At 41.1% G+C, this 17,344-nt stretch carries 18 protein-coding genes; 15 read left to right on the top strand and 3 right to left on the bottom strand.

Going from position 1 to position 17,344, the window contains the following annotated elements:
- The first annotated feature begins 45 nt into the window (after positions 1-45).
- Genes D890_RS0103720 through D890_RS0103705 form a run of 4 tightly spaced genes read left to right on the top strand, consistent with a single transcriptional unit; the run spans position 46 to position 3,676 of the window.
- The gene (locus D890_RS0103720) at positions 46-1,029 is read left to right on the top strand and encodes a LexA family protein (RefSeq protein WP_018963187.1); all 984 of its coding nucleotides are present in this window, start codon (positions 46-48) and stop codon (positions 1,027-1,029) included.
- Positions 995-1,789, top strand: a complete 795-nt coding sequence (locus D890_RS0103715) for a 50S ribosomal protein L11 methyltransferase (protein ID WP_018963186.1) — start codon at positions 995-997, stop codon at positions 1,787-1,789. The genes D890_RS0103720 and D890_RS0103715 overlap by 35 nt, the downstream gene beginning before the upstream one ends.
- Positions 1,782-2,513, top strand: coding sequence for an RsmE family RNA methyltransferase (locus tag D890_RS0103710; protein ID WP_018963185.1), 732 nt, complete (start codon positions 1,782-1,784; stop codon positions 2,511-2,513). Before D890_RS0103715 ends, D890_RS0103710 begins: the two co-directional genes overlap by 8 nt.
- Positions 2,510-3,676: a MiaB/RimO family radical SAM methylthiotransferase gene (locus D890_RS0103705; RefSeq protein ID WP_018963184.1), complete on the top strand. Its 1,167-nt coding sequence runs from the start codon at positions 2,510-2,512 to the stop codon at positions 3,674-3,676. Before D890_RS0103710 ends, D890_RS0103705 begins: the two co-directional genes overlap by 4 nt.
- On the opposite strand, the gene D890_RS0103700 is transcribed toward D890_RS0103705, so the two are convergent.
- Together D890_RS0103700 and D890_RS0103695 are read right to left on the bottom strand one after the other, a co-directional pair.
- Entirely contained in the window at positions 3,664-4,323 is a 660-nt protein-coding gene (locus D890_RS0103700) for an ATP-binding cassette domain-containing protein (protein WP_018963183.1), read from the bottom strand. The two genes, D890_RS0103705 and D890_RS0103700, sit on opposite strands and share 13 nt — an antisense overlap.
- Positions 4,307-5,254, bottom strand: a complete 948-nt coding sequence (locus D890_RS0103695; protein ID WP_040363482.1) for an iron ABC transporter permease — start codon at positions 5,252-5,254, stop codon at positions 4,307-4,309. Before D890_RS0103695 ends, D890_RS0103700 begins: the two co-directional genes overlap by 17 nt.
- A 69-nt stretch (positions 5,255-5,323) precedes the next feature.
- On the opposite strand from D890_RS0103695, the gene D890_RS0103690 reads away from it, so the two are divergent.
- Genes D890_RS0103690 through purB form a run of 5 tightly spaced genes read left to right on the top strand, consistent with a single transcriptional unit; the run spans position 5,324 to position 8,390 of the window.
- Entirely contained in the window at positions 5,324-5,653 is a 330-nt protein-coding gene (locus D890_RS0103690) for an HIT domain-containing protein (RefSeq protein ID WP_018963181.1), read from the top strand.
- Positions 5,654-5,680: 27 nt separating this feature from the next.
- Positions 5,681-5,827 carry a 30S ribosomal protein S21 gene (rpsU, locus tag D890_RS0103685; RefSeq protein WP_018963180.1) on the top strand — a complete coding sequence of 49 codons (147 nt, stop codon included), beginning with the start codon at positions 5,681-5,683 and terminating at the stop codon, positions 5,825-5,827.
- A gap of 47 nt (positions 5,828-5,874) precedes the next feature.
- Positions 5,875-6,651 (top strand): fumarate hydratase, encoded by a 777-nt coding sequence (locus D890_RS0103680; RefSeq protein WP_051073675.1) that lies wholly within the window; start codon positions 5,875-5,877, stop codon positions 6,649-6,651.
- A complete protein-coding gene (locus D890_RS0103675) occupies positions 6,641-7,108 on the top strand; it encodes a fumarate hydratase C-terminal domain-containing protein (RefSeq protein ID WP_018963178.1) in 468 nt (155 codons plus the stop codon). Before D890_RS0103680 ends, D890_RS0103675 begins: the two co-directional genes overlap by 11 nt.
- Positions 7,083-8,390: an adenylosuccinate lyase gene (purB, locus tag D890_RS0103670; protein WP_018963177.1), complete on the top strand. Its 1,308-nt coding sequence runs from the start codon at positions 7,083-7,085 to the stop codon at positions 8,388-8,390. Before D890_RS0103675 ends, purB begins: the two co-directional genes overlap by 26 nt.
- Before the next feature lie 16 nt (positions 8,391-8,406).
- On the opposite strand, the gene D890_RS0103665 is transcribed toward purB, so the two are convergent.
- Positions 8,407-10,320 (bottom strand): DNA translocase FtsK, encoded by a 1,914-nt coding sequence (locus tag D890_RS0103665; RefSeq protein ID WP_018963176.1) that lies wholly within the window; start codon positions 10,318-10,320, stop codon positions 8,407-8,409.
- Positions 10,321-10,391: 71 nt separating this feature from the next.
- Here D890_RS0103665 and pyk point away from each other — a divergent pair, with 71 nt between their 5' ends.
- The 6 genes from pyk to D890_RS0103635 are packed head-to-tail and all read left to right on the top strand — an operon-like array spanning position 10,392 to position 17,337.
- Positions 10,392-12,050, top strand: coding sequence for a pyruvate kinase (pyk, locus tag D890_RS0103660; protein WP_245533134.1), 1,659 nt, complete (start codon positions 10,392-10,394; stop codon positions 12,048-12,050).
- Positions 12,031-12,321, top strand: coding sequence for a hypothetical protein (locus D890_RS0103655; protein WP_018963174.1), 291 nt, complete (start codon positions 12,031-12,033; stop codon positions 12,319-12,321). The genes pyk and D890_RS0103655 overlap by 20 nt, the downstream gene beginning before the upstream one ends.
- Complete coding sequence (locus tag D890_RS07580) at positions 12,284-12,784, top strand: DUF501 domain-containing protein (protein ID WP_083916930.1); 501 nt, start codon at positions 12,284-12,286, stop codon at positions 12,782-12,784. Before D890_RS0103655 ends, D890_RS07580 begins: the two co-directional genes overlap by 38 nt.
- Complete coding sequence (gene trxB, locus D890_RS0103645) at positions 12,768-13,703, top strand: thioredoxin-disulfide reductase (protein ID WP_018963172.1); 936 nt, start codon at positions 12,768-12,770, stop codon at positions 13,701-13,703. Before D890_RS07580 ends, trxB begins: the two co-directional genes overlap by 17 nt.
- 14 nt (positions 13,704-13,717) lie before the next feature.
- Positions 13,718-16,135 (top strand): ATP-dependent Clp protease ATP-binding subunit, encoded by a 2,418-nt coding sequence (locus D890_RS0103640; protein ID WP_018963171.1) that lies wholly within the window; start codon positions 13,718-13,720, stop codon positions 16,133-16,135.
- Positions 16,132-17,337 carry an ATPase domain-containing protein gene (locus tag D890_RS0103635; protein ID WP_018963170.1) on the top strand — a complete coding sequence of 402 codons (1,206 nt, stop codon included), beginning with the start codon at positions 16,132-16,134 and terminating at the stop codon, positions 17,335-17,337. Before D890_RS0103640 ends, D890_RS0103635 begins: the two co-directional genes overlap by 4 nt.
- Positions 17,338-17,344: the final 7 nt, after the last annotated feature.

Here is a 17,344-nt window from a genome sequence, read left to right as displayed (position 1 = left end):
TTATCACCTCTTTCTGTACTATTGATATAATAATAAGACAAAGCTATGACACAGCGTCAGAGAGAAATATTAATTTGTTTAATTGATTCCTATTTGAAAACTGGGAAAGCTCCATCGTCCGCGTATATATCCGAAGCACTTGACAACAAATGGAGCAGTGCAACCATAAGGAATGAGCTGGTTGAACTAAGAAGGTTAGGTTACATAACAAAAGGAACAAAGGTTTCTGCTAATGAACCAACGGAAGATGGTTTAGCCCTTTATTTCGGTTTGAGGATTATGGAATCGCTGGTCCATGGTAAGGCTACAAATTCCTCTGTTGATATTCAAAGTAAGAGTGTTGAAGCTATATCTTTAGATGAGATACTTAGAAATAACATACAGATTGTAAGCGAGTATACAGGTTCACCTTCGGTTGGATTAGCTCTGGTAAGACCTTTTGTATCTTCTGTAAAATTTGTTAGGCTTAGTAGCAAGAAAGTTGCCGTTATGGTTATAACAGACGACGGTGCAGTGGAATCAGGTGTGGCGAATGTAGACATTGTAGTCAGCGAAACGCAACTCGATCTGCTAAGTGGTTTAATTGAACAAACGATAAAAGGAAAGAAGACATCTGAGGCTTTAGAACTCATTTCGCAATCATCATTTTTCGATAGACCGTTTGTTCCTATAAAGGACGTACTTTGCAAAGTGTTACAAAATATATCAGGCATTCCGAAAGTAGTTTACATTCTGGGTGATAACCCTCATCCAGAGACAATCAGAGAATTAAACACGTTTCTAAACACTGCTCAGAAAAACTTAAGCTATGTTTACCACCGTATTTTGTGGCGTATTGATATGGGAGTTTTGTTCGATGACATGCTTGTAAATCAGAGTATTGGCATGTTTGCAGATATAAGCACCCAAAAAGTGTTAGGTTTTATGGGTACCTTTTTTAGAAGAGACAACGATTTGTATAGGATTATGGATACCTTGAAAGGTGTGAAAGAAATTGCCCGAAAAGAGATTCAAAAGATTTGCGATTGAAGTAAGAGACGATGAACTTGAAAATCTCATAGGCTCATTATATGAGGAACTTCCTGGTGTGGGATACATTTTGAACAACGTAAATGGTTCGACTAAAGTTGAATTCTATTTACCTGAAGAAGATCATTTGCCACAAGATCTTGCATCTATGTGGAAAATTGAACAGGTTGGATATGATGACGCAGAATGGTTAAACGATCTGCGAGGCAAATTCAAGGGGGTATCCGTGGCAGACATTCGTATACTGCCTCCTTGGCAGGAACATAGCGAAGAAGACTTATTAATATATCCCGGTATGGCTTTTGGAACTGGAGAACATGCAAGCACTCAACTGGCTCTATATTTGTTGGCGCTTTTGCCAATGAGTGGGAAAAGTTTCTTGGATGTAGGCACTGGCAGCGGTATTTTGGCAATATATGCGAAGAAGAAAGGATGCAGTAATGTTGTAGGAATAGATATCGACGCCATTTCGATTGAAAATGCTGAAGAGAATGCCAAGCTTAACAATGTAGATGTAGATTTCAGCATAGGGGATGCCTACAATTTAACTGGAAAGTACGATATAACTTGTGCGAACTTGGTTACAGATTTGCTATTGAATATTAAAGACACTCTCCTAAATGTAACTAAGTCATTTTTGGTGCTTTCTGGCATACCCATAGAAGATTTTTACAAGATCGAAAACAGCTACGGAGTACCATATTTAGCAGTTATTGGTGAAGAATGGGTATCTTTCCTATATAAATTAGACAATGCGTAAGTATCGTTTCTTTGTGGAGAATAAACTTGTTGATCTCGATAAAGGCATAATTGTTCCCGATAATACCCTTTTTAGATATGTCGAAAATGTGCTAAGAGGTGGCGATGATTGTCAATTAATCGCGTTCGATGGCTCTGGAAAAGAGTACATTGTTACATACGACATGCCTAAGAAGGTTCTGCGTATAAGGGATATCATAGCCAATTGCGTCAACAAGGGCTTTTCATTAACGCTTTTTCAAGCAATTCCTAAGGGTAATTACATGGACGATGTTACGGCTTTGTGCAGCCAACTCGGTGTTGATGAAATAGTTCCAGTAATAACAAGCCGCACCACAGTTAAACAGGTTAGCGATGCCAAGCTCAACCGATGGAGAAGAATTGCAATGGAATCTTGTAAGGTTGGAGGTTATTGCAATACGACGAATATAGATCCTGCGATGACAATAGACAATGCGTACAATAAGATTCCTACTTTTGACCTATCTTTGTTCTTGTACGAAAACGCGGAAGATAAAAGGCTGTCAGACTATGATACGGAAATAAGAACATCGGAAAGAATATGCCTTGTCATCGGTCCAGAAGGAGGATTCGATGAGCAGGAAGCAACAAAACTGAGTAGCATCTGTAAAACGGTAAGTTTAGGACCTGTTATATATCGGAGCCGTTGGGTTGGGGCAATAGGAATAACCTGTATAAACTACATCAAAGGAATAGTTGGATGAAATTTGCTGTAGAGGTTTTCGGATGCAAAGTTAATCAGTATGAATCAGCGCGATGGCAATTAGGTTTGAAAGAACATTTGGCAGAATCCGTGGATGATGCACAAGTAGTCATTATCTTTAGCTGTGTCGTTACGCATAAAGCAGAAGCTGAAGTTAGACGTACTCTGAACAAATGGCTCAAACAGGGCAAGAAGGTCATTATAACGGGGTGCGGCACAAGGCAAACACTGACCGATATAGTTTCTCCCAATGTTACGTTAGTACCTATTGAAGATATGAACACTTATATGGAAAAGCACTGGAATGTGCGAGCACCCAACATAGTTCCATATATCCCTAATCACAGCAGGGCATTTGTGAAGGTACAAGATGGTTGTAGCTGGCGATGTTCATACTGTCTTAGTTCCATAGAAAGAGGTAGTACTGTAAGTAGACCATTGGACGATGTGCTTCAAGAAATAAACTTGATGGTCCAAAAGGGCGTAAAGGAAATTGTACTAACTGGTACTAATCTTTTGCTATGGCACCAGAACGAACTAAACATTTTCGACCTTTTTGAAAAGGTTGGCGATCTCGCATACCACAAGAGTATCCGAGTAAGGATATCATCTGTATACCCACAGATGGTAACCGATAGGTTCATCAATCTCTTTAAGAGATATCCTTTTGCAAGACACTTACATATATCTTTGCAAAGTGGCTCTGACAGCGTTTTACGACACATGAATCGTGCGCCGTTGCAGAATTTGCCCCAAATGCTTGAGGGACTACTTCGTTTAGATGAGAACTTTGCATTTACAGCAGATGTAATCGTAGGTTATCCCACAGAGACAGAACAGGATTTTGTTAAAACCATGGTATTTACAGAATTGTTTGGTTTTTCGAAGCTTCACTTATTTCCGTTCTCCCCCAGGTCTGGGACTAAAGCAAATGAATTAAAACCACTAAATGGTGATATTATCAGCCGCAGAATGGAAGTACTTTCCCGTGAAAATGTGAGGTTGAAGGAACGCTTCGTTTCCAGGCAAGAGAACACGTTTAGAGATGCTGTTTTTCTGCAAGACGACCGCGTGGCTCTGACGGATAATTTCATCTACGTACCTTCACAGCCATTTAACGGTATAAAACCTGTAAAAATTGTTCCCGAGAGCTATATAATATAGCCTTTCACAAAAACATCTTCTATACCACTATTGAAAAACTCTTTAGGTTCCCCAGTATAAACCAACTGTCCATCACGAAGCCCCATTACAAACTTTCCCAAGCTTGACAAGAATGACAAATCGTGGGAGGAAACAATCATGCGTTTTTCGGGAAACTTGGAAAGTATATCGATGAGTTCTTTTCTTGCTTCAGGATCAAGAAAACTTGTCGGTTCGTCCATCAGAATATAAGGGGTATCCTGCATGAGTATTCTTGCTATAAACACACGCTGTAACCAGCCAGAAGAAAGACTGCCCATTTTTTTGTTTAGCCAATTCTCTAAATTGAGTTCTTCTACGGCTTTTTGTAAATGGTCTGCATCTCCAGCGAGAAGTAGGTAATCACGTACGGTGAAATTAACGTCAAAAATGGGTCGAGCCGGTAAATAAGCGAAAAACGTTGGTTTTGTGTCCAATAAGTGATCTTTCCACATGACTTTTGGAGACCGAGCAGTTTTTATGAAGCCGCCAATGATTTTGAGGAGTGTAGTCTTACCTGAACCGTTAGGGCCCACCAAAAAAGTGGGGAACTTGTCTATAACAGTGTGAGGCAAGTTTAAGGAAAACTCAGAACCATATGAGAAGTTTATTTCAGGCAAGATGATCATGAGGTGTTCTCCAGAAAAAGTAAAGGTAAAAAACAGCACCAACAAAGCTAACGATGAGCCCTGTTGGTACTTCTAACCCTGGAATTATTGAACGAGCAAATACATCAGAAAAAGCCATGAGTTCTGCCCCTATAAGTGATGAATAAAAGAACATTTTAAGATGCCCACCTGAGACAAATTGGCGTGCCATATTCGGCGCCGCTACTCCTATAAAACTAAAAACACCAAAAATAGAGGAAACTAAACTACCTGCTAAAGCTGATGTAGTCAATAGCAAGGTTAGTTCTTGCCTGTAGTTTATGCCTAGTGTCATAGCTTCTTCTCTCGATAGTGTTAGAAGATCAAGTTTTTTGCTTCTACTTACGAGCAATAGGCAAAGGATTAATGCAACCAGAATAGCTACCCATTCTTCCGATGTAACTATTCTTATATGACCTAGCGTCCAAGATAGTACGCTGGAAGCTGATGTATAAAGGTATAGAGAAATTAGAGAGATTCCACTGGATAGTACAGAGTTTACAACAACACCTGCTACAACGAGGCGTAATATGTCGGATCCACCTATGCTACCAAGTGCAAAAGTGGCTCCCAATCCCAATAGGCTTCCCATCAATGAGAACAATTGGCTCGGCCCAACGTGCAGAAACATTGAGAATATCCTGCCCAGTACAGCTCCTGAATTCACGCCAAGCAAACTGCTATCTACTAAGTAGTTTCTTGTTATCGTTTGCAACGTTAAAGCCGTACAGGATAACACAATCCCTACAGCTGACGAAACTAAGAATCGCTCAATACGGTAATGTACGACCATGATTTGATCTGGAGTCATGTTCCACATATGTATGGAAGTTTGCCCCCAAAAAATGGAGATGAAAAACACTACAATGTATAGCAACAGTAGAATAAAAAATAGAATACTTTCTCGCCTCACATTTTCATTATATAGGAACCATAAAGTATGGTAAAATGTTTACCAGAAAAGGCGGTGCCGAGAGGTTAGATGGATTGTGTTTTTTGTGACATCATTAACAAGAAAAGTCCTGCTGCTGTGGAGTGGGAGGACGACGACATTATAGTTATTCGTGACGCACACCCTCAAGCACCCATTCATTTACTTATCATCCCCAAGGAGCATTTTCCGAATATGGATAAAACTGAGCCCAGTGTTTTAATGAAAATGATGGATACTGCTAAGCAAATGGCAGCCAAGTTCGGTTTGACAAGCGGTTATCGAATTGTTCTCAATAATGGTTTTGATGCTGGACAGACCGTTTGCCATGTTCACGCTCATCTTTTGGGTGGAAGGCCCCTAAGTTGGCCTCCAGGATAAAGCAAATATTGAAAGGAGGGGAGTGCAATGGCTGAAGTAAAAAAACGAGAAAATGAGTCTTTGGATGACATGCTGCGACGATTTCGTAAAGAAGTAGAAAAGGATAAGATACTGGAGGATTTTAGGAAACACGAGATTTATACGCCAAAGACAAAAAAGAAAAGAAAAAAATAAAGAGAGGGGCTTAGCCCCTCTCTTTGATTAAGGGGAAAACGAGCATTATGCAAGAATATCTTGACAAAATCGATGATCTGGTAAAACTGCTTTTGTTTACACCTACCCGTGCTCAGGACTCACTAAATGTAGTTCATGATGCGTGCTTCAAAGCTATACTAGATAATGACATGGTTGTTAGCTCTTCATTAAAACTTCCCTTGTGTCAAGACACTGGGGTAGTTACGCTGTTTGTCGGGCACGATTGTCTAACTAAAGGACAAATTGAAACAATAAAGAACTGTTTTCAAGCTCAATTCAACCTTTTTGCACGACCATCCATGCTGTCTTCGCCTTTTATTGAACAGCATTCATTAGAGGATATGCAAATGTGTTTTTTGGAAGAGTTAAGGGATGTAAGAGGAATCGGAGCAATTATCTCAGGTGCGGGAACTGAAATGCACTCATTTCTTAAAGTGTATCCAGGAACGTCAGACTTTTCGACAGTAAAAAAAGATATCTTGACTTGGGTAAAAGAAAGGGGGGCACTTGCGTGCCCACCAGTTCATATCTCTATAGCTATGGGAGGAACAGCCGCTGAGGCATGTAAGCAGTCTAAGATGGGATTCCTTTTTGGCAGTAATATGCCTCAATCTTTTGAAGATGAATACGACGAGTTAGTAACGTCAATCAAAGGACTTGAAGTAGACCCGTTAGGAAAACGTGGCAACTGGGTAGGAAATGTGTTCCTTCGGGTTTTGCCGACACACATTTCTGCCGTTCCAGTTAGCATGTCGTTTATGTGTTGGCCCTTTCGAGCAGAGTGGATGGAAATTGCTTCTTAGTAGCGGCGTCTGGGTAAAGTACACTGGCGAAATGGGCATCGCACGCGACCGAGGATTGCAAAAACTCATAGAAGAACATCAAGTATTACCAAGTGTTCTCTTTTTTGCAGGTCCTACCTTAAAAGGCAATAGTAAGGCACCTTTAGGTTCTTGTGGCCCCACTAGCATAAGCCGCATGCTGCCTTTTTTACCGTCTTGCAAGGACCTGGGAGTGAGGCTCATCGTGTCTAAAGGCATGAGCAAAGACGTCCTTAATGTACTACAAGAAACAAATCTTGCTTATGGAATAGCACCTGGAGGAGCGGGTGCATTTTATGGTGTGAGAATAGAACGTGTTTTAAAGAGAAAATACGAGGAATTAGGGCCCGAAGCTTTTTTCCTCATAAATGTTAAGGAATTTCCGTTCTATGTCTTTTTGGGAGGCGAAGTGGATGGATATTTTGAGCAGATACAATGATGAGCGCATAGAAGAAATATGGAGTGAAGAAAACAGATATCAATTGTTCTATGATGTCGAGTTGGCATATCTCAAAGCCGAAGCTGATTTGGAAATGATTCCTTCAGAAGTATTCGAGTATCTCAAGGACAACAAGCCCGTGTTTACTGCTGAAGAAATAAAAGCTGAGGAAAGAATTACACGTCATGAAGTTGTGGCTTTTATAAATGTGATAAGCAGAAAGCTTGATCGATTTACAGAATACTTGCATAGAGGTCTCACATCATCAGACATTATGGACACTGTATTTTCTTTACAGCTAAAACAATCGTTAGCTCATGTGATAGATTTAACGGCCAACGTTATTGCTGAACTCGTAAAAAGAGCCAATGAATTCAAGTATTCCAGTTGTGCAGGAAGAACGCATGGCGTTCATGCCGAACCTTACTTTTTTGGCCTCCGGTTTCTGACAAATGCGGTTGCTTTGAAGCGCTCTGAGATGGACTTGCTTTCCTTACGACGCAACATACCTGGCAAATTGTCTGGTGCCCTGGGTATTTATACGAATTTAGATCCCAAGGTGGAAACCAGTTTCTTATCTATCTTAGATCTCAACCAATTACCTGTCACTACTCAAATTGTTCCACGCGATACATATGCTCCCATACTGTTTAGTCTCAGTTTGGAAGGAAGTATTCTTGACAAACTTGCAGAAGATATGAGAATACTCCAAATGACAGAGATTAGCGAGGCACAAGAAGAATTTGCTAAGGGTCAGGCTGGTTCTTCCGCAATGCCTCACAAACGCAACCCTGTTCGGTGGGAGAGAGTCTCAGGGCTTAGTCGTGTGCTTCGTTCACAAGTCATAGTTGGTTTAGAAAACGTACCACTGTGGTTTGAACGGGATATATCGCACTCCAGTACAGAACGTATCGTTTATCCCTTGTCCTTTGATTTATTGTCATTCATGCTGCGTGAAGTAAAGTCATTGCTGTCCAACAGCACCTTTGATGCCCACCGAATGCAGCAAAACATGGCTGAATCAAAAAACCTATTGTTTTCTTCGCGAGCTCTTGCCGTACTGCAAGAAAAGATGGGTAGAGAAGAAGCTTACAAGAAGGTACAGGAACTCTCAAGACAGGTATGGGACAATGGAACACAGGATTTTATTACTATATTGGAAAACTCAGGATTATTTGATGGTCATGAATTGACGTCCATAACCGATCTTTCAGACTTACATAGTAAGATAGACCTGATATACGAGCGAGCAGAAGAGTTCATAAACGAAAGCAGTGAATAGGCAATCTAAATGTGATTTAATGTTTGAGTACTTTTCTGCCGCGTGCGCCTTCCAGAGGACCTACATAACCTTGTTCTTCCAACATGTCTAATATGCGGGCGGCTCTGTTATAACCTATTTTATAACGTCGCTGTATGAGTGAGGTAGAAACTCTATCCATGGTTTTGATCATTTCTATTACTTCTTGAGCAATTGGGTCGGAACTGTCAAAACCAGAAGCAGATGATTCTATGGTGGGTATGTCTCTCAATTGCGTGTCTAAGGGTTGGGATTTCCAATGTTCCACCACACGCATTATTTCAGCCTCAGAGATAAAGGGTGATTGTCCTCTTATAGGTTTCATTACAGCAGGGTTTGAATATAGAAAATCCCCAGCACCTATAAGGCGCTCGGCTCCGGTTACATCGAGAATTACTCTTGAATCAACTTGACTGCTCACCGCAAAGGCTATACGATGCGGAATATTCGCTTTTATGAGCCCAGTTATTACATCTACTGAGGGTCTTTGCGTGGCCATTATTAAATGAATACCTGCTGCTCTGGCTTTTGAAGCCAGAATGGCGACAACCTGTTCCATTTCAGAAGGAGCAGTAAGCATTATATCCGCAAGCTCATCAACAACAACGATAATTATTGGTATTTTTTCTTCAGGATGTGTTTTGTTGTAGTCGACGATGCTCCTTGACTTTGATTGTGCCAAGATTTTGTATCGTTCTTCCATTTCACCAGCCAGCTCTTTTAAAACGATGAGCACTTGTTGAGGATTGTTGATAACTGGATACAAGAGATGTGGAAGCCCTTCGTAAAAAGCAAACTCAACGTGTTTTGGATCTGCAAGCACTAATCTAACGTCGTCAGGGCTAAAATTCATTAGAAAAGACACCAAGAAACTTTGCAACGCTACACTCTTACCCGCTCCTGTAGCACCTGCGACTAAGAGGTGTGGCATTTTTGTTAGATCCTCAATAATAGGCTTCCCATCCACTGTTAATCCAATAGGTAGCGGAATGCTTGCATATTTGTCACTTGTAGCGTTAAGTAAATTTGATAACCTTACCATTTGCCTTTTAGGATTTGGAACCTCTATAGCAACAGTATTAGGTTTTCCGGCTACGGGTGCATCAATACGCAGTTCTGGAATGCCTAATCGTACCGCAAAATCTTGACTTCTGGACGTGACAGCCGAAACACGTGTTCCTGCCAACAGTTCTATCTCCAAACGTACAACATGAGGCCCAGTAATAAAGTTAACGACTTTCCCACCAATATTGAATGTATCAAGAACAGCCTGTACTTTTTGAGCTAATGACTGCGTTTCTGCTGTGACGCCGAAAGAAAGTTTCGTGGGTGGTTCTAATAAACTAATAGGTGGAAGTAACGAGCTGGTTCTTAGCTTTCGCCTCACTTCATTTGCTGGTTGATGAACCTCTGTATTGTTCAATGGGGCTGCTTTTGCTTCAACGGTTTGCTCCTCAGTAACTTGACCGCGTTTCTTTTTTGAAGTAGAACGTTCCTTTTTCATGTCAATAACTACCGGAGTTGAAACAGGTTCCACAATATCAAATGAGGAATCGCTTATCGTAGGCATTTGCTGAATGCTCGGTTTTGGTATACGCTTAACTGATACAACTCCTGCGACTATGAGTAGCACGGCAGCCGCCAAAAACAGGCTGAGCAGCCAAGATGGTAGGCCTAATATTGTAAAAAGCTGTTGCCAAACGGTAACAGATTGAAGCAGTATTTTGCCTACGAAGTAAAACACTGCACTCAAAAAGGCAAAAATAGCAGGTATTACAATCAACACTAAGAAAAGACGTCTATTATTCTTTCGTTTTTTCTTACTTCTTGTCTTTGTCGTTTTATGTTGGATATTGTTGTTTGCTTTAGACACTGCCTTTTTTGCAGTGGTTTTTGTTTTGTTTCCAGCCATGAACTTATTTTAACCTGTCTTTGACACATTTTGCGATTAAAATATAAATACTGATTTATAATAACTCAGAGGTGATAAAAGTGAAGCTAGTAAAAATCGTTGTTACCACTGGACCTTCTCTCGAAGACTTAGATAAAGTTAGGGAAGCAGCAAAAAATGGCGCCGATGTTTTCAGACTCAACTTATCACATGGCACTTACGAAGAACATACTAATAGAATTCAAAACATAAGAGCAGTGGAAAAAGAGTTAGGACGTCCCTTGGCTATTCTCGCCGACTTGCAAGGGCCAAAAATACGCATAACAAATACATTGAATAAAAATGGTGTTGTACTCACAGAAGGGAATACGATAACAATTCGCTTCGGCTCCGAACCCTGCACAGATGATGTGTTTTTTGTAGATTATCCATATCTTGTGGAGGATGTATCTGTCAATTCTCTTGTATATTTGGACGATGGAAAAATACAGCTTCGTGTAGTTGATAAAAACGAAGATAGTTTATCCGCTGTTGTAGTAGCAGGTGGTGTAGTAACTTCAAGGAAAGGCATAAGTTTTGCTGGTGCAAAACTGCGACTTCCAGCTTTGACAGAAAAAGATCTAAAAGACATTGACTTTCTTGTAAAACAGGATATCGATTTTGTGGGGCTGAGTTTTGTCAGAGACCCAGAAGACATTATTGATTTGAGAAAAAGATTGGATAAGAACGGCAGAAAAGATCTAGGTATTGTAGCGAAAATTGAACGTCATGAGGCGCTGGAGAATCTAAGTTCTATTGTGGACGCAGCAGATGGGATAATGGTAGCCAGAGGCGATCTTGCTCTTGACATTCCTCTTGAAGATCTTGCATTGGTACAAAAAGAGATAATCCGTATAAGTATTGAACAATGTAAGCCCGTTATTGTAGCGACGCAGATGCTTGACACAATGATGGATCGTCCGTTTCCCGGTAGAGCTGAAATCACAGATGTGGCAAACGCTGTAATAGATGGGGCAGATGCTGTTATGCTGTCAGGGGAAACAGCTTTTGGTAAGTACCCCATTCTTTCTATTCAGACAATGAAACGTATTATTGAAGCAGCCGAAACGTATCCATTCAGGTCGCCCACCTCATTGACGCCGAAATCAGTTCGAGAGGCCCTTGTAGAAAGTGCAGTGCGAATAGCCGAGAAAAGTGGAGCAGAGCTTCTTGTGGTTGCGACAGAGACAGGTTCTTCCGCTAGGATAACCTCCGCTTTTCGTTCTGTGGTTCCGATTCTTGCTGTTACGCACACAGATCGATTGCAGCGACAACTATGCCTTAGTCGGGCCGTAGTGCCGGTAAGGATAGAAGCTTCTGCATCAGCAGAAGAAGTTCTTAGGCTTAGCGTGAACTGGTCTTTGGAACATAATGTAGCAAGTAGGGGAGATTTACTTCTGTATATCTTCGGAGACTTAACGGGTGTTGCAGGCAGTACGAACTCAGTTAAGATTTATCGCATACCTATGGTGATAGGAAATGTAGAAGTAAGAAATCCACGAAAATCATATTTGGTCGGTCATTATGTGAAACGTCTAAATGCCGTTGCCAACTATGATGGCGGACAAGAAAAAACATTACTACTTGGTAAACAGGCTGATGAAAACAGTCTCCTTAGAAACGTTGTGTGGATTCAAGAGCCTGAAGATGGAGCGGTTATAACGATCGACCTGGAGACTGGGAAGATATACAATGGGCACTACGTACAGTGATGCAGAATTAAAAATAAGGCACAGTGTGAAAGTTCTTATGACAACCGCCATTACTTTGGGAATAATGTTGGTTCTGTTGTCTTTTGCATGCTTGTCTGTACAAAGCCAAGTACGTGACCTGAATAGTTCACTACAAAGCTTACAGAGCCAAAAAAAGACATTGCAGAGTGAGATGCTATTCGTAAATAGTGAATATTACAATGAAAAAATACAGGTTGATGTTTTAAAAACCGATGTTGACGGTGCCACGGTCATTAGATTCGGTCATTAGATGCCAATTGGGCCGTAAACCACGTGGGACATGGTTTCCCAGGGTGTTTTGCCCTTACGGTTATCCGATGGTTTTAGAAACGGAACCGTTTTTTGAAGATGGGACACCATTTCCCACCGTTTTTTGGCTCACCTGTCCTTTTTTGCGAGAGCAAGTATCCAAAATAGAGAGCGGAAGTATCAAACATATTATCATTAATGGTATCAATGTTGATGAGCATGCAAGAAAAGAAGAACTGAATAGTGAACTTGCCTTTTCCACCTACTTACAAGCTAAAGGTTTCTCTGAGCAAGTTTTTATTGGAGGGAGTAAGAAACCGATGACCTTTAAATGCCTACATGCACTCATGGCATGGTATCTTGTTTCTCATAAAGGCAGTTCCGGGCAATACATAATTAACGTAATTGGAAATACATACTGCGAAAGTATAGTATGCGAGGTGGCGTATGACAACGACAAATGAATTTGATGTGCTTATAATAGGGGGAGGACCTGCTGGCGCAACGGCATCTATATATGCGGCTCGCAATGGGTTAAGAGTAGGAGTCGTTTATGATGGTGTGTTCGGAGGTATAGTGAGTTCTGCCTCATTAATTGAGAATTATCCAGGTTTCCCAGATGGGGTTGAAGGTCTTGAATTGGGAGAACGTTTGAGACGCCATGTTGAGAACGTCGGCGCTGTTCTTATCAATGAGCGAGTCGAGAGCATTGAAGAAAACGGTAGGAATGGTATGTTTACCCTTCACGGACTTGACATGCTCTACGCAAAGGCAATCATTTTGTCCATGGGAGTAAACTATAAGCATTTAAATGTACCTGGAGAATCGCAATTGATAGGCAGAGGCGTTTCATATTGTGCGACGTGTGATGGTGCCTTTTTTAGAAATAGAACGGTTGCTGTTATTGGAGGCGGAAGTTCTGCTTTCTCTAGTGCTGAATACTTAGCCAATATAGCGAGCAAAGTTTACCTAATCCATAGAAGAAATGCTTTTAGAGCGGAAAAAGTTCTTGTTGATAGGGTTTCTCAAAACGGCAAAATCCAGCTCATACTGAATAGTGTTGTCTCTGAAGTGCTGGGTGAAAAAAAAGTAGAAGGCATAGTGCTTAAAAACTTAGAATCAGGAAAGGAAACAACATTGCCAGTTGATGGTGTTTTTGTGCAAGTAGGACATGTACCTAATACTCAAATGGTTAAGGATTTGGTAGATTTGGACGAAAATGGGTATATAAAAACTGACGAAGAAATGAAGACGTCTAAAAAAGGATTATTTGCAGCAGGTGATATAAGACATGGTGCATTAGGACAAATAGTGACAGCAGCAGCAGATGGAGCAATTGCTGCACAAAGCGTCTTCGAATACATAAATGAGTTAGGTACATAAAAGGAGGGTAAAGGTTGTTTATTAGATTTTCTGAAGAAGCAAGAAAAGCGTTAAAAGATGCTCAAGAAGAAGCAAGGCGTTTAAACAGTAGCTTCGTAGGGCGTGAACATATAGTACTTGCTTTACTAAATGAGGATACCCGTGCTTATTCTATTATCGATTCGATAGGCGCGGATCCCGACGCTATAAGAAGTGCCATAGAAGATATTCCTATGCCCATGGCATCTAGTTTGCAGTATCCAGAACTTTCCAGCGAGGCAAGAAGATTACTTGACACTGCCAGCGAGGAAGCAAGGAAACTTGCCCATTCGTATGTAGGAACAGAGCACTTGCTCATGGCTATTCTTAAAGAACCGTCAAGGGTCAGCTCAATTCTGAATGAAAATGGCGTTTTTTATGACGACGTTCGCAGAAAAGTAATGGAAATGGGAGAACAGGAACCCGAAGAAAAAGGAAAAACAAAGACACCAGTTCTGGATAAGTTTTCAAAGGACTTGGTATCTTTGGCGGAGAAAGGTAAACTTGATCCTGTCATTGGTAGAGAAAATGAACTAAACAGAGTTATTGAAATACTCAGCCGAAGAATCAAGAACAACCCAATTTTACTCGGAGAGCCTGGAGTAGGTAAAACGGCAATAGTTGAAGGTTTGGCAGAGCGAATAGCTTCAGGTAAAGTTCCTTATTCGCTTAAAAAGAAACGTGTGGTTCAACTGGATATTTCCTCTATTGTTGCTGGCACAAAGTATAGAGGAGAATTTGAAGAACGGATGAAAAAGATCCTGGATGAGGTAAAAAGAACTAATGGGCAGGTAATTCTGTTCATTGATGAAATTCACACCGTTATTGGTGCTGGTGCTGCTGAAGGAGCGATAGATGCGGCTTCAATATTAAAACCATCATTGGCTCGTGGCGAAATCAAAGTAATCGGTGCTACAACTTATGATGACTATAGAAAGTACATAGAACGCGATCCTGCTTTTGAGCGCAGATTCCAGCCAGTACAAGTGGAAGAAACCAACGAGGAAGAAACTCATAAGATTCTCGAAGGGTTAAGACCAATTTATGAGAAATTCCATAATGTAAAAATAGCTGATGATGCTATTGATGCTGCCGTTGTGCTAACAAAAAAGTATGTAAAGGAGCGTTTCTTGCCTGATAAGGCTATTGATGCTCTTGATGAAACCGCTGCTAAGGTTCGTCTAGCTAATGAAGTATTGCCTAGCAACCTTCGAGCTCTCTTAGATGAGATTGAAAAAGTTCGTTTGCAGAAACAACTGGCAATAGATTCTCAGCAGTTTGAAGAAGCAGCTTCTTTACGTGATAAAGAGAAATCGCTTAAGGAAGAATATTCAAGAATGGAAGAGATCTGGTTGTATGAACGTAGCATGGATGAGAATCAACCCACTGTTTCCTTTGACGATGTGGCTTACACGATCTCATCGTGGACAGGCATACCTGTGGCAAAACTGCGTTTAGATGACAAGAAGAAACTTCTTGAGATTGAAGATTATCTACATAAGCGCATTGTGGGGCAAAATGAGGCCGTATCTGCTGTTGCGAAGGCCATACGCAGAAGTCGTACTGGTTTGCAAGATGATCGTCGCCCCATAGGAGTGTTTTTGTTTCTTGGCCCTACAGGTGTAGGCAAAACAGAGCTCGCTCGTGCGTTAGCAGAATTCATGTTCGGTGAAGAAGAAGCTTTGGTTCGCATTGATATGTCGGAGTATATGGAAAAATTCAATGTTAGCCGATTAGTGGGTGCTCCTCCAGGATACGTTGGTTACGAAGAGGGCGGACAGCTTACTGAAGCTGTGCGTAGGAAACCACATAGCATTGTGTTACTTGATGAAATAGAAAAAGCTCATCCTGATGTTTTTGACATTTTGCTTCAGATATTCGAGGACGGACGCCTTACAGATGGGCAGGGACGAGTTGTTGATTTCAGGAACACTATCATAATAATGACATCGAACCTTGGTAGTAGAGATATAAGTGCTGGGGCAACTATCGGATTTTTGAAGAACGAAGAAAAGTTTGAAAATATGGAAAACTTAGTAATGGACGCAGTTAAGAAGTTTTTCAAGCCAGAGTTTTTAAATAGAATAGACGAGGTTGTAGTGTTCCATCATCTCACCAATGATGATCTCCGCCAGATTGTGGGTATCATGGTCGACGAACTCAACAAACAAATTCGTTCGCAGAATATCGCCGTAAAAATTTCTGATAGATTGCTGGAGCAGATTATAAAAGAAGGTTATGAGCCTCGCTTTGGAGCACGGCCTTTAAGACGGGCCATTCAACGGTTAGTTAAAGACCCATTGGCTGAATACATGCTTCAGCGGGAAAATGTAACAGGAACACTTATGATGGACTATGAAGATGGCTCAACGATAATCAATCCTGTACCCAACGGAGAAGTAAGCAGAGTTTGAGCAACAAGGTACAATATGAATGCACCGACTGCGGGTATGTTTCCTCTGTAAAATTGGGGAAGTGCCCGCAGTGCGGTCACTTTGGTACTTTTATTGAGCGTAAAACCTCGGAAATTGAAACCTCAAGGAATGTTTATCAACCTATGCCTGTTCGTGTTATTCCAACTTTCTTAGATGAGTTGAATGCAGTTTTAGGTGGGGGATTTCAAAGCGGTTCAGTCATGCTCCTTGGCGGGGAACCTGGTATAGGAAAATCCACATTGGCATTACAATTGCTGGGGTCTGTTGATGGTAAAGTTCTTTATGTTACTTCCGAAGAAACTGAAAACCAAGTCACAAAACGAGCTGAGAGGCTTGGGATTCATTTGCCAAACATCGTTTCAGCAGGAGACCTAAATGATGTTGACTTAGGTGGTTACGATATTATTTGTGTTGATAGCCTTCAGACCATAACCTATGGAAGTGATGGTGCACCTGGTTCGCCTGTTACGGTAAAAGATGTAGCATCAAAACTTGTTAGGTTCTCTAAAGAAGTTAACTGCTGCGTGATAATTGTGGCCCATGTCACAAAAGAGGGTATAATTGCTGGCCCACGAACGATTGAACATATGGTAGATGTAGTTTTATATCTTGAAGGAGAGCGTACGGGTAATAAGCGGCTTTTAAAATTGGTAAAGAACCGTTTCGGTCCAAGCACAGATCAGGTACTGCTGGAAATGTCAGAGCATGGTTTGAATCCCTCAACAATCAGTATCCAACAGTCAGTATCGGAGCCAGGTTTAGTAGTAAGTGCTGTAAACACAGGAACGCATTTTGAGTTTGTTCAAGTTCATGCCTTGGTTACAGAATCTTATGGCCAGATGCCCAGAAGGATAAGTTCTCGCTATCCTAACAGTAGACTTTTGTTACTTACCGCGGTAATGCAAAAATACTTAAAAATACCTATGTACAAGTATGATGTCTACGTGGACATCACAACAGATTTTTTTGTGAATGATTACGGTATAGACGCGGCCATCGTGGCTGCGATATATTCGAGTTTAAAAGAGCGCGCTGTTTCTCAGAATGTTCTCGTTTACGGAGAAATTCTTCTCACAGGTGGCATACTGATTCCTCAGCAAAACCCAAAGATATCTCAGAGCGCTTCCCTTATTAGAACTAAAGCCTCCACTGTTGTAGAATTAATAAAAGAACTCTTTTAACCTTTTG

Source organism: Coprothermobacter platensis DSM 11748, assembly GCF_000378005.1.
Classification (GTDB): Bacteria; Coprothermobacterota; Coprothermobacteria; order Coprothermobacterales; family Coprothermobacteraceae; genus Coprothermobacter; species Coprothermobacter platensis.
The sequence above is the reverse complement of the archived record's forward strand: the minus strand, read 5'-3'. Positions and strand labels throughout refer to the sequence as shown.

What these genes read in the sequence shown, in the direction of transcription:
- D890_RS0103720 (WP_018963187.1), top strand. Translation starts at nt 46, where the DNA reads ATGACACAGCGTCAGAGAGAAATATTAATTTGTTTAATTGATTCCTAT.
- D890_RS0103710 (WP_018963185.1), top strand. Translation starts at nt 1,782, where the DNA reads ATGCGTAAGTATCGTTTCTTTGTGGAGAATAAACTTGTTGATCTCGAT.
- D890_RS0103705 (WP_018963184.1), top strand. Translation starts at nt 2,510, where the DNA reads ATGAAATTTGCTGTAGAGGTTTTCGGATGCAAAGTTAATCAGTATGAA.
- D890_RS0103700 (WP_018963183.1), bottom strand. Translation starts at nt 4,323, where the DNA reads ATGATCATCTTGCCTGAAATAAACTTCTCATATGGTTCTGAGTTTTCC.
- D890_RS0103690 (WP_018963181.1), top strand. Translation starts at nt 5,324, where the DNA reads ATGGATTGTGTTTTTTGTGACATCATTAACAAGAAAAGTCCTGCTGCT.
- rpsU (WP_018963180.1), top strand. Translation starts at nt 5,681, where the DNA reads ATGGCTGAAGTAAAAAAACGAGAAAATGAGTCTTTGGATGACATGCTG.
- D890_RS0103680 (WP_051073675.1), top strand. Translation starts at nt 5,875, where the DNA reads ATGCAAGAATATCTTGACAAAATCGATGATCTGGTAAAACTGCTTTTG.
- purB (WP_018963177.1), top strand. Translation starts at nt 7,083, where the DNA reads ATGGATATTTTGAGCAGATACAATGATGAGCGCATAGAAGAAATATGG.
- D890_RS0103665 (WP_018963176.1), bottom strand. Translation starts at nt 10,320, where the DNA reads ATGGCTGGAAACAAAACAAAAACCACTGCAAAAAAGGCAGTGTCTAAA.
- D890_RS0103655 (WP_018963174.1), top strand. Translation starts at nt 12,031, where the DNA reads ATGGGCACTACGTACAGTGATGCAGAATTAAAAATAAGGCACAGTGTG.
- D890_RS07580 (WP_083916930.1), top strand. Translation starts at nt 12,284, where the DNA reads ATGTTGACGGTGCCACGGTCATTAGATTCGGTCATTAGATGCCAATTG.
- trxB (WP_018963172.1), top strand. Translation starts at nt 12,768, where the DNA reads ATGACAACGACAAATGAATTTGATGTGCTTATAATAGGGGGAGGACCT.